9 protein-coding genes are annotated in these 11956 nt (G+C 59.1%); 5 read left to right on the top strand and 4 right to left on the bottom strand.

Annotation, left to right across the window (positions count from 1 at the left end):
- The 3 genes from JJE47_16945 to pckA all read right to left on the bottom strand — a co-directional run.
- Nucleotides 1-213: alanine racemase (locus JJE47_16945; protein ID MBK5269111.1), on the bottom strand; the 213-nt coding region annotated here is incomplete at its 3' end.
- A gap of 78 nt (nucleotides 214-291) precedes the next feature.
- Complete coding sequence (locus JJE47_16940; protein ID MBK5269110.1) at nucleotides 292-2553, bottom strand: cadherin domain-containing protein; 2262 nt, start codon at nucleotides 2551-2553, stop codon at nucleotides 292-294.
- Between the two features lie 295 nt (nucleotides 2554-2848).
- Nucleotides 2849-4447, bottom strand: coding sequence for a phosphoenolpyruvate carboxykinase (ATP) (gene pckA / locus JJE47_16935; GenBank protein ID MBK5269109.1), 1599 nt, complete (start codon nucleotides 4445-4447; stop codon nucleotides 2849-2851).
- A gap of 114 nt (nucleotides 4448-4561) precedes the next feature.
- On the opposite strand from pckA, the gene JJE47_16930 reads away from it, so the two are divergent.
- On the top strand, nucleotides 4562-6514 hold the full coding sequence (locus JJE47_16930; GenBank protein MBK5269108.1) for a Zn-dependent oligopeptidase: 1953 nt from the start codon (nucleotides 4562-4564) through the stop codon (nucleotides 6512-6514).
- A 101-nt stretch (nucleotides 6515-6615) separates the two neighbouring features.
- A complete protein-coding gene (locus JJE47_16925; protein MBK5269107.1) occupies nucleotides 6616-7458 on the top strand; it encodes a hypothetical protein in 843 nt (280 codons plus the stop codon).
- Here JJE47_16925 and JJE47_16920 read toward each other — a convergent pair.
- Nucleotides 7455-8351, bottom strand: coding sequence for a GGDEF domain-containing protein (locus JJE47_16920; GenBank protein MBK5269106.1), 897 nt, complete (start codon nucleotides 8349-8351; stop codon nucleotides 7455-7457). The genes JJE47_16925 and JJE47_16920 overlap by 4 nt on opposite strands.
- A gap of 294 nt (nucleotides 8352-8645) precedes the next feature.
- On the opposite strand from JJE47_16920, the gene JJE47_16915 reads away from it, so the two are divergent.
- The 3 genes from JJE47_16915 to JJE47_16905 all read left to right on the top strand — a co-directional run.
- The gene (locus JJE47_16915) at nucleotides 8646-9908 is read left to right on the top strand and encodes an aminotransferase class III-fold pyridoxal phosphate-dependent enzyme (protein ID MBK5269105.1); all 1263 of its coding nucleotides are present in this window, start codon (nucleotides 8646-8648) and stop codon (nucleotides 9906-9908) included.
- Nucleotides 9905-10906: an ABC transporter ATP-binding protein gene (locus JJE47_16910; protein MBK5269104.1), complete on the top strand. Its 1002-nt coding sequence runs from the start codon at nucleotides 9905-9907 to the stop codon at nucleotides 10904-10906. The genes JJE47_16915 and JJE47_16910 overlap by 4 nt, the downstream gene beginning before the upstream one ends.
- 44 nt (nucleotides 10907-10950) lie before the next feature.
- Nucleotides 10951-11956, top strand: a 1006-nt coding sequence (locus JJE47_16905; protein ID MBK5269103.1) for an ABC transporter substrate-binding protein, incomplete at its 3' end; no start/stop codon positions are given.

Raw genomic sequence — 11956 nt, 5'->3', positions numbered from 1 at the left:
AGCATTCGACAAGCCAACCGCTTCCGATAGCGTGGCACACGTCAGCCCAACGGCTCCCGCTTCGAGTTGCAACCGTGCCAGTACGGTCGACTTATGGGTCTTGATATGCGGCCGCAACCCAACCCCGGCATCGGTTGCAGCGGCTTGCACGCTGCGGAGGTTGCGTTCCATCACCGGCACGTCGATGGTGACACACGGCGTGTCGTACGTCATCTCTCGGTCCCATACATCAGTCCGGACTCCTACTGGCTCCTAGGACTCTATCTCAAGGGGCGACGCTGCCGCCGGTCCTCAAAACCGCCCCCGTCTTAGAAACGCAGCCATCTGTGCTCTGGAAACGGGTTGATTCGGGCAAAACGAATCGAGAGAGCAACCGTTCGTGATACCCGAAGCTGCCAACCGGTTGATGTCGCTTTCGAAGGAGGAGCCATCATCGTCCTTAAAGAAGTCTCCACTCGTGGCCGATAGTTTGAGCGCCCGCACCAAGAACGCCGCCATCTGACCCCTCGTGACGACTTGGCCGGCACAGAACGACGCGAGGTCACACCCTCTGGTTATGCCGGCGGCAGCGAGCCTGTTGATATCGGTCTCGAAGATCGACGCATCGTCATCGGCGAAGAAGTCAATCGTCGTAGGCGGAAGGTTCATCGCACGGTTCAGAAACGCAGCCATCTGACCGCGAGTCACTGGCTGATTCGGACAGAACAGACGAGGTCCACACCCGGAGGTGATTTTGGCGCTAGCTAGCCATTCGATGTCGGCTTCAAAGATCGACCCATCGTCGTCGTCGAATGAGTTGAAGCTTGATGAAACAACCGCAACGGTCAGTTGGGCATTGGTGGTATGGACCCCATCGGACACGCCAATTGTGAGCTCGTGCAGGCGAGGTGTCCGATAGTCCATTGCCCGGGTCAGTGTCACAACACCACTGGTCTGATTGATCGCAAAGAATCCTGCACCGTTTCCGCCAGTGATCTGATAACTCACGGCGTCGCCATCGCTGTCCGACCCGGACATTCTCGCCACGACCGTACCAATGGCGGCCGTCTCCGGAATTGTTGAGAACGCGTCGATGGCTGCCGGCGCGACGTCATTGACATTGGACACGTTGACCGTGACGGTTGCAATCACCGAATGGGCGGCGTCCATCACCGCCACCGTCAGCACATGTCGAACGGCCGTTTCATAATCCAAGACTCCGCTCACCGTGACAGCACCGGTACTCGGATCGATGGCGAATAATGCGGACTCGTTGCCTGTCACGATGACATACGAGAGCGGATCCTTGGGAAAGTCAGTGCCCCTGACCGTTCCGACGACAAAACCCCGGCCGACTGCCTCCGACAATGAGACGACCAGACCGTCAACCGCCGGCGTCGCGTCCCTGGCACGGAGAAAAATGTCCCACGTCGAGACGGGACCAATGTCGTTGCTGGCGAGATTTGAGGCATCGGAGTCGAACGTGATGATGCTTCCATCAGCCGATAGATCTGATTCCGAAACCTGCCCATTGCTTTGCGTGCCGGTGGTACTCGTGGAGACCCGCTGTGTAGAACCTCGAGCAATGTCATAGACAAACAGGTCAACCCTGGCGTTGGTGTCATTGGCGACCAGGTTGGTGGATGTCGAGCGAAACGTGGCCTTGGTTCCGTTGTCCGAAATGGCACCAGACCAACTAGCACCGTTGGACTGACTGGAACCAAGACCGATTGAGATCCGCTCTATGGTGCCCGTTGTCGCATCGTATAAGAACATGTCCGAACGGCTATTCGTATCGGTGGCGACGAGGTTCGTAGCTTCGGAGGCAAAAAGAATCTTGGTCCCATCGGCCGAAATCGTCGGTGAAGAACTGGATCCATCCTCAGGTGTACCGCCGATGCCAACGGAGACTGGAATTGTCGCGGACGTCGTCATGTCATACAGGTAGACGGTGGCAGGGAATGCAAACATGCCGGAGCTTGTGTAGTAGGCGATTCGATTCCCGTCAGCCGATATATCCGATGAATAGGCCGTCGAGCCCGCTGAAATCCGGATGGTCGTCGCGTTGGTGGTGTCGTGAACGAAGACATCCGCAGACCCGATGGAGTCCCCGTCGACAAAGTTCGATGCGCGGGAAATGAAGGTGATTCTGGTGCCGTCGGCTGATAGAGCAGCTGAATTGCTGTTTGCGTTACCTTGGGCTCCGTTGCTGTGAACGGACACCCGGACTGTATTGCCGGTATTCACGTCGTAGAGGAAAACGTCGACGTAACCGTTGGTGTCGTTGTCGACCAGGTTTGTTGCAGACGACGAGTACACGATTTTGCTGCCATCCGCAGATATCGCCGGTTCCGAGCTCTGCCCGTTGGACGCGCCACCGTCGGGGCGTTGAGAAATCAGGGTCGTGCTACCTGTGGGGATGTCATAGAGGAAGATGTCTGGATAGCCGTTGGTGTCGTTGTCAACCAGATTCGTCGCCCACGAGCTATAGACAATTCGGGTTCCACTTGCTGACATTGACGGCGAACGGCTGGCGTTATCGCCAGGCATCCCATCGCGTTGAGTTGTGACCAAGAACGTTCCATCACCATGATCCGCCCCCACCGGACCGACGCCAAAGATCGTTAGTGCTCCAACGGAGAATACGATTCCGGCGATGTTCCTACGTTGACGGGCTCGCCTGGATCCGATTTCGTGTACCACCCTTTTTCCGAGCGTATACGCATCACCGTGATGTGCTCACGCAATGTAGTCGTCTACGCATTCCGCGTCACCAACATGTTCGGATGAACACGCCGTAATGTCGACGCTGCGTCAGGAAGCATGAGCCCTTCCTGTCGCGAACCAGGTCGTAGCGGTTCTGTCGGCCTCACCCGGTGCTGTGTCCGGTCGGCCCAGAGTTCACGACCTCTGGGCCGAATCCGTCGGCATAGCGTTTGAAGTTCTCGCGGAACATGCCGGCCAGGCGGGCGGCCTGGCGATCGAAAGCTTCCTTATCGTCCCAGGTCTGGCGCGGTTGAAGAAGCTCGTCGGGGACGCCTTCGACGGCGGTCGGAACGGACAAACCAAAGACCGGGTCGGTGACGAAGGTGGCCGTATCAAGCGCCTTGTTCAATGCGGCGTTGAGCATCGCCCTCGTGTGGGGAATGCTGATCCGATGCCCTACCCCGTGCGGCCCGCCCGTCCAGCCAGTATTGAGCATCCACACATCACACCCGAACTTGTCAAGACGTTCGGCGAGTCGATCGGCATACCAGGACGGATGGAGCGGCAGAAACGGCTCACCGAAACAGGCCGAGAAGGTTGCTTCCGGTTCGGTCACGCCTCGTTCGGTTCCGGCCAGCTTCGATGTGTAGCCCGACACCAGGTAATACATCGCCTGCTCCCGGCTCAGCTTGGAGATCGGGGGCAGCACCCCGAAGGCATCGGCAGACAAGAAAACAATGTCCGTCGGGTGATCGGCCATGCCCGATTTCACGATGTTCGGAAGGTGAGCCAACGGGTAGGCGCTCCGGGTGTTCTCGGTCTTCGACCCGTCGTCCCATTCAGGGTGGCGCGTCGTCTCGTTGACCACGACGTTCTCAAGGATCGTCTCAAACGAATTGGCGGCCGCGAAGATCAAAGGCTCGTCGGCGGCCGACAAACGGATCGTCTTGGCGTACGATCCGCCTTCGATGTTGAAGATGCCGTCCTCGGCCCACCCGATCTCGTCGTCGCCAACCATCAACCGTTCCGGGTCGGTCGCCAGGGTCGTCTTTCCGGTCCCGGAGAGGCCATAGATGATCGCAGAACGCCCATCCTTTCCAACGGTGGCGGACGCATGCATCGACAGTGAGCCCTGCTTCGGCAAGAGGTAATTCATCACCGAGAAAACCGACTTCTTCACCTCGCCGGCGTACTTGGACCCACCGATCAGAAGAACCTTGTCGACAAACGAAATGATGATGAACATCTCGGACCTGGTTCCATCACGCTGCGGCACGGCTTCGAAGAACGGCGCATGCACAATTGTGAAATCCGGCATGTATGAGTCGACCGTGTCATCGAGTTGAAAATGGCGAGGCAGGATGAACATATTGCGAGCGAAGTGGGCATGCCAGGGAGTCTCGGTAATCGTCCTGACGGCGAGCCGCTGCTTCGGATCCGCACCTGCATAGAGATCCTGAACGTAGATGTCCCGCTCACCAAGGTAGTCGGCGACCCGGGCATAGAGCGCCTCGTACGTTGAACGATCGATCGGATGGTTCACATCGCCCCACCAGATCTCCTCGTCGTAGGGCGCTTCGTATACAACGAACTTGTCCTTCGGGCTCCTCCCCGTGTACGGCACCGTATCGACCACGATGGCGCCTTTGTGAGCCATGAAACCCAGCCCTTTGGCCAGCGAGTGCTCAACCAGGACCGGGGTTGGAAGGTCCCAATACACCTCCGCTTTTGGGGTTATGCCGTGAGCGTTCAGGTTTCGCATGGTTTCCCCTAGCCGATTCGGAGCCTTGGTTGCGCCGACACTACCGAATGATCAGGACCGTGACATCGGGTCCGTCGTCGGTTTGCGGACCAGCCATCGCTAGCCTGAATCGCCATGCTTACTGACTATTCGCACCTCACGCCATCCGAGACCATTGAAATCGCCGAAGTTGCCATCGCCACGGCCAACCATCTCATTGACACAGTCGTCTCGGAAACCTCCGAACGAACCTACGCCAACACCCTGGCGCCGCTCGATCAGGCGCTCAACCTCGTCCGCGATGCCGATGGGGTCAGTGCCTTCATGGCCCGAATCCATCCGGACGAGTTGGTTCGGGCCGCTGGTTCCAAGGCGGACGAAACAATCCAGAAGTGGTTGTCCAACATCGCATTCAACCGCGACCTGTACGAAACGATTCGGGATTATTCGCAGAACGCGGCCGCTTCAGAACTCGACGGCGAATGGGGCCGGAACCTCGACTTCTGGCTCCGGGACTTCCGGCGGGCCGGTCAGGAACTCGCTGCTGAGGACCGCGACAAGCTCCAAGCTCTCCGAAATGATCTCATCGAACTGCACGTCGCCTACGAGCGGAACCTGGATGAGTGGGACGACGGACTAGAGGTTTCTCGAGACGACCTTGGCGGCATGTCGGAGGCGTACCTCGGGCGCCTGGCCCCCGGGGCAGTCGAAGGAACCTATCGGGTCACCGTTTCGTATCCCGATTACGTCCCACTGATGGAGCAATGCACAAATCGGGACCTTCGACAGAAAATGCAGTTCAAATTCATGAACCGGGCCGCAGACGCCAATCTGCCGTTACTCAACAAAGCCGTCCAGGTGCGGTGGGATATTGCCCGGCTACTCGGCTACGAGAGGTTCGTCGACCTGGCCCTTGAGCCAAAGATGGCTGACCCTGAATCGTTGGCTGCCTTCTATGACTCATTGATACCCGGACTGTTAGCCCTTGGCCAGGCTGAGCTGAACGTTCTCACCGGCCTCATGAGTTCCGAATACCCCGATCAGATACTGATGCCCTGGGACTGGACCTTCTATGACGCCAGACAAGCCGAACTCGACTTCGGTGTCGACAACAACCTGGTCAGTGAGTACTTCCCCCTCGGCGCGACTGTTCAAGGCATGCTCGACATCTGCGCAGAAGTGTTCGGTATCGAATTCGCGCCAATCGAACAAACCAAAGCCTGGGACGACGACGTTCTTCTATTCGAGATTCGCAACGCCGGCGAAAGGGCACCGATCGCCTACTTCTACGCCGACCTGCACCCCCGGCCGGGAAAGTACGGTCACGCCGCGTGTTGGCGTTTGCGGGCGGGATGTCTAGATACGGACGGAACCTATCGGCTGCCTATCTCTGCGATTGCCTGCAACTTCACCAAGCCCACTTCTGACAGCCCATCACTACTCCAGCACAGCGAAGTCGAGACGCTGTTCCACGAGTTCGGTCACGTTCTTCACAACACGCTAACCGAGACCAAGCTCCCCAGATTTTCGGGCACCCAGACGGAACGAGACTTCGTCGAGGCGCCTTCTCAGATCATGGAGAACTGGACCTGGGAGCCGACCGTGCTTCGCCGATTTGCCCGCCACCACAAGACTGGCGAGCCGATTCCAGAACAATTACTGGCGAGCCTGGTCCAGGCCAGGAACCAGAACATCGCCCTGAAGACCCTTCGACAGGTCTTCTTTGGCCAGTACGACCTGGCGTTACACGGTGGCACCGCTCCGACTGACGCGGCCGACGCCTACTGGGACAACATCGGCCTGACCGTCGTGCCCGGACATCCCGGAACCCACTTCGGAGCGAGCTTCGGACACATGATGTCCGATGGCTACGCCGCCGGCTACTACGGCTACCTGTGGTCGAAGGTCTACGGCGACGATATGTTCTCCGTGTTCATAGACCAGGGAGTTCTCAATCCGAGCGTTGGGCGTCGGTATCGCAACACCATCCTGGCTCAGGGCGGTACGAAAGACGGGACCGAGCTGCTCGTCGAGTTCCTTGAGAGGACGCCTTCGTCACAAGCGTTCTTGGCCAAACTCGGTTTGTAGTAAACCTTGCCCCAAACCAGAACTTAACTCTCCGTTCAGGGTCAGTATTTGTGGTCACTTCATTGAGAGGTGACTGAGCGCGCCTTCAACAGGAGACCCACATGTCCGATCCCGATACCAAGGTCCTGTCGACACCGGATCCGTTTCCGGCAACGGTGTCCGAAACACCCAACCAGCCGGGAGTTTTCCGTCGGTTCCTCAGGCGGCTCTGGCGCCTTATCAAGATTCTCCTGGTCCTCGCCATCCTGACCGGGATCGGCCTCGCCATCTATTACGGCTGGCCGATTGTGCAAGACCGGTATCTCAACCCGATCGCGTCCAATTCGGCTGCTGCGCAAACGGCGGCCGAACGCCTTGACTCGGCAGACGCCCGCCTCACCGAGTTGGAAACGCAGGTCGCGACCCTTAATGACGCTGAAGCGGGTATGCCCGAGCGTCTCGCCGCAATCGAGTCGGCCCAGCAGGACTTCGACGCTCAGGTCGGATCGTTGACCACCCAGATATCGGACCACAGCGCTCGCCTGGACGACCTTGACACCATCGAGGCCGAACTGACCACAGGTCTTGAAGCCGCCAACGCCGAGACAGTACGCCAGGTCGATCTACTACGTTCGATGGAGTTGCTGTCACGAGCGCGCCTGTTCCTCTTCCAGGCCAACTATGGACTGGCAAAAGCCGATGTACAGACGGCCCGCGTGATTCTCGATGGTGTCCAGCAGGACTATCCCGACTGGGAGCCAGCAGTCGTCACCGAAGTCTTGTTCCGTGTCGATAAGACGCTGGCGGCCCTGCCACTTCTGCCGGTACCGGCCTCCAACGATCTCGACATCGCCTGGCAAGTCTTGCTTACCCAGGTCGTGGTGGGCACGCCGCCGGTCGATTCGACGACATCAACAGATGCCCCAGGCAGCACTACCACTACGACGGTGGGTACGGGCGGCTAGGCCGAGCCAGAGTCGCCAGGCACCTCAGCGCCGAGGTCGGCGCTCTGCACAATCCGATCCCTCCCTGTCCGTTTAGCCTCATACATGAGCCGATCAGCTGCTGCCAGCAGGTCGGGGAGAGTCGAGTGAGGACCCTCTGCACTGACTACCCCCATCGAAAAAGTGGCTGGCCAAGAGTTCGACTGCATTCGGGCATTCAAAGCGCCGCGACTCTTTTCAACAGCCGCCACCGCCGCCTGCGAATCAGTTTCAGGCATAAGCACCGCGAACTCATCACCGCCGAGCCGGGCGATGATGTCGGTCGATCGGAGCGTCGAGATCAGCGTGGCGGCGATCTCGGACAGGAGTTCATCGCCAACCTGGTGACCGAACCGATCATTTACCTGCTTAAAGTGATCGACATCGATGAAGGCAAGCGACATCGGGCGAGCATATCGGCCGGCTCGCTCAACCTCCCGGCCGGCGAACTCTTCGAACGCCCGACGATTCTGTACACCTGTCAAAGGGTCAACCCTCGAGAGGTCTCGTTCCCGCTCCAGGGTTTCATGGAGGCGGGCGAATAGGATCGCGAAGAGCGCGAAGTACCCGAGTCGTACCGAGGCATTCCAGTATGGGATCAGGGGGTGGGAATAACTATGGCCTGCCGCGTAATCGGCCAATAGCCATATGACCGAGGCAAAGCCAGCGATGAACAGAGCAGGTCGCCTACCAAGGGTCCACGCCACCAGCGTGATCGGCATCAAATAGAAGATCGAAAACGAGAACTCTGAGCCCGTCCAAACGTCGGCTGCTCCCAGAACCACCGTAAGGAGCAACGCCTCAGCCAGGATCAACGGGCGTGATTGTGCCGCGACACTGCGCACAATTCCGGTAAGAATCCTCTTCGATCTCACCTGCGGATCATAGGGTCGGTCGTAGGCGCGACACGGTCATGTCTCTATGCAGTGATAAGAAACCATGACCACCAAGGGCCATGCTCGAACCACCCGAACAAACTCGCTCAATCCTCAATGCTGCTGGTACTCAGCCCGCTACGCTTCCCGCAGACTGACGGGCCGAGGGACTGAACAAGGGTGGCAGCTCGGCGTCCAATTGTGGAGTAATTTGGCTCACACATACCCGCCATCTGGTACAGATCCGGCCCGCCATGCACTAGCGATCAAGTCTCTGCCATAAGGAGCCAGCACATGTCCACCCACCTCTCTCCCCTTCTTACGCAATCCACCAATGTGCTGGCAGTTAGGGGAGCGGGCAGCCACCTGTTCGACGAATCCGGGCGATCGTACCTCGACTTCACGTCAGGTATCGGGGTCACCTCGACCGGACACTGTCATCCCAAGGTGGTCGAAGCCGTCCGACAGCAGGTCGGGCAGCTCATTCACGGTCAGGTAACAACGGTCATGCACCCGCGACTTCTCGAACTGACCGAGCGAATTGGAGCGCACCTACCGGACCATATCGACTCCATGTTCTTCGCCAACGCCGGCACCGAAGCGGTCGAAGCCGCCGTCCGACTGGTCCGCCAGGCAACCGGGCGCACCAACCTCATCGTGTTCCAGGGCTCGTTCCACGGTCGGACCACCGCCGCGCTGGCGATGACAACATCGAAGACGGCCTACCGCGCCGGCCTTCAGCCGCTCATGTCCGGGGTCTTTGTCGCCCCCTTCCCCACCAAATTCCGATATGGATGGTCTGAGGACGAAACCACCGAATTCTGTCTTCGAGAATTCGACCATCTCCTGGCCACCCAGACCTCCCCTGCGGAAACGGCCGGCGTATTCATCGAACCTGTGCTGGGTGAGGGCGGCTATGTGCCGGTTACGGCAGGTTTCCTCGAGGGAATAGCTGAACGCTGCCGGCAGCACGGCATCATCTTTGTCGCCGACGAGGTTCAGTCCGGTTTCGGGCGCACCGGCAAGTTCTGGGCATATGAACACGGCGAGGCCACCCCAGACCTCATCATCATGGCGAAGGGCATCGCGTCCGGGTTTCCGCTGTCGGCGATCGCTGCGTCCACCGAACTGATGAGCAAAGGCTGGCCGGGCTCCCAGGGTGGCACCTACGGCGGGAACGCCGTCGCCGCCGCGGCCGCCATCGCCACACTCGATGTCATCGAACAAGAGGGGCTTGTGGAACGATCAGCCTCCCTGGGCGTCGTCCTTACGGGACTTCTCAAGGAATTGGCTGCCCAACACTCGGACCGCATCGGCGATGTGCGCGGGCCAGGTCTTATGGTTGCCACCGAGTTCGTTGATGGCTCCGGGAGCCCTGACCCGGCCACGGCGAAGGCGGTTCTCAAGGCTGCCGAAGCTGAGGGGCTCCTCCTGCTCGGTTGTGGTGCCTACGGAAACATCATCCGGTGGATCCCACCGCTGATCGTCACGGAGGCTGAAATCGCCGAGGGAGTCGACCTGTTCCGACGAGCATTGAAGCGAGTACTTTCGACGTGAGTGTCGCCGTCGAGTTCAACCAGGTTTCCAAGGCCTTCGGCACCGTGAAGGCGGCCGACCGTGTCGATCTCATCATCGAAGATGGCGAGTTCTTCTCGATGTTGGGTCCATCGGGATCGGGCAAGACGACCTGTCTCCGGCTCATTGCCGGATTCGAGACCCCCGACCTGGGGCACATCATGCTGCACGGAGTCGACGTATCATCGCTTCCCCCACATGCCAGAGACGTCAACACCGTGTTCCAGGACTACGCCCTGTTTCCTCATATGTCGGTTGCCGAAAACGTTGAATACGGGCTCAAAGTCAAAGGCGTCGCCCCGGCCGAACGGCGTGCCAAGGTCGCCGACGCCTTGGCACTGGTTCATCTCGACTCACATGCAGAACGCCGACCATCCCAGCTCTCCGGCGGTCAACGTCAACGGGTCGCGCTGGCCAGAGCCCTGATCAACGAACCCTCGGTCCTACTGCTTGATGAACCACTCGGCGCCCTGGACCTCAAACTACGCCAGACGATGCAGACCGAGCTGAAGAACATCCAACGCCAGGTCGGGATCACGTTTATTTTCGTTACGCACGATCAAGAGGAGGCACTGACGATGAGTGATCGCATCGCCGTATTCAACAACGGCCAGATCGAACAAATCGGCACCCCGAGTGAAATCTACGAAAGCCCCCGCAACCTCTTCGTCGCAGAGTTCGTCGGTACCTCGAATGTCTTCGATTCCGGCCTGGCCGAACAGCTACTCGGTTCACGGGACCGCTTCACCGTCCGACCTGAAAAGATCACGCTCGGAGTGGCCGGCGAATGTACCGTCACCGGCACCATCTCTGATCTTGTCTACCTAGGCATGTACACCCGTTACCGGATCGACGTCCAGGGTATCCAACTGACCGTCGCAGAACAGAACACCGAATCAAGGCTTGCCATGTCGTCACTCGCGGTGGGCGACGAAGTCCAGGCAAGTTGGAGCAAGGAGTCTTGTCGACTCCTGGCGTGAAAGCCCAGGACGCAAGGCGCAACAGCAGAAAACGAGAGGAGAGAATGACCATGCATAAACGTGGTAGTTCTATGGCCATTGTTACGGCAATCGTATTGGCAGCGTGCGGAGGGGGCGGAGAGGCCGACCAGGCGGGCCCCATCACCGAGGTGGGAGATGGTGAGGGAACAGTAGTTATTGTCGCCTGGGCAGGATATATCGAGGACGGCACAACTGATCCCGCCTATGACTGGGTCACCGGGTTCGAGGAATCAACCGGTTGTCAGGTCGAGGTGAAGACGGCCGGGACGTCGGACGAAATGGTCGCCCTGATGACCGAATCAAAGGACTTCGACCTCGTGACCGCGTCTGGCGATGCCAGCTTGCGACTTATCGCCGGTGGGACGGTCCAGGAAATCAATACGGATCTGATCCCGAGCTGGAACACCGTCGATTCCCGACTGCAAGAAGCGCCCTGGCACTTTGTCGACGGCAAACACTATGGAACCCCGTACCAATGGGGAGCGAACGTGCTGATGTACAACACCGACGTCTTCGGAACCGACGCCCCGACTTCCTGGAACGTCGTGTTTGAAGAGACCAACCTTCCCGATGGGGCGTCGAACGCCGGACGGGTTCAGGCCTATGACGGACCCATCTATGTTGCGGATGCAGCGTTGTATCTCAAGACCGCTCGACCAGAACTGGGCATTACCGACCCCTATCAGCTGACCGAGGAGCAGTACCAAGCATCGCTTGAAATATTGCGCGCACAGCGCAAGCTGGTTGGCCGCTACTGGCACGATGCCTTTGTCCAGATAGAGGACTTCACAAACGAGGGAGTGGCGGCATCATCGTCATGGCCATTTCAGGTGAACATTCTGGCGTTCGATGGGCAACCGATCGCATCCACGATCCCCGTCGAGGGCGCTACTGGCTGGGCAGACACGACCATGATGCACAAGGATGCCCCACATCCCAACTGCGCATACAAGTGGCTTGACTGGTCCCTGAACCCGGCCCTCCAGGGCGATCTGGCAGCCTGGTTCGGGTCGGTGCCGTCGGTGCCGT

Source organism: Acidimicrobiia bacterium, from assembly GCA_016650365.1.
Lineage (GTDB): Bacteria > Actinomycetota > Acidimicrobiia > Spongiisociales > JAENVV01 > JAENVV01.
This window is presented reverse-complemented; position numbering and strand designations above follow the sequence as displayed.

Excerpts from the sequence above, each read along its gene's own strand:
- pckA (MBK5269109.1), bottom strand. The coding sequence starts at position 4,447 with ATGCGAAACCTGAACGCTCACGGCATAACCCCAAAAGCGGAGGTGTAT.
- JJE47_16915 (MBK5269105.1), top strand. The coding sequence starts at position 8,646 with ATGTCCACCCACCTCTCTCCCCTTCTTACGCAATCCACCAATGTGCTG.
- JJE47_16925 (MBK5269107.1), top strand. The coding sequence starts at position 6,616 with ATGTCCGATCCCGATACCAAGGTCCTGTCGACACCGGATCCGTTTCCG.
- JJE47_16930 (MBK5269108.1), top strand. The coding sequence starts at position 4,562 with ATGCTTACTGACTATTCGCACCTCACGCCATCCGAGACCATTGAAATC.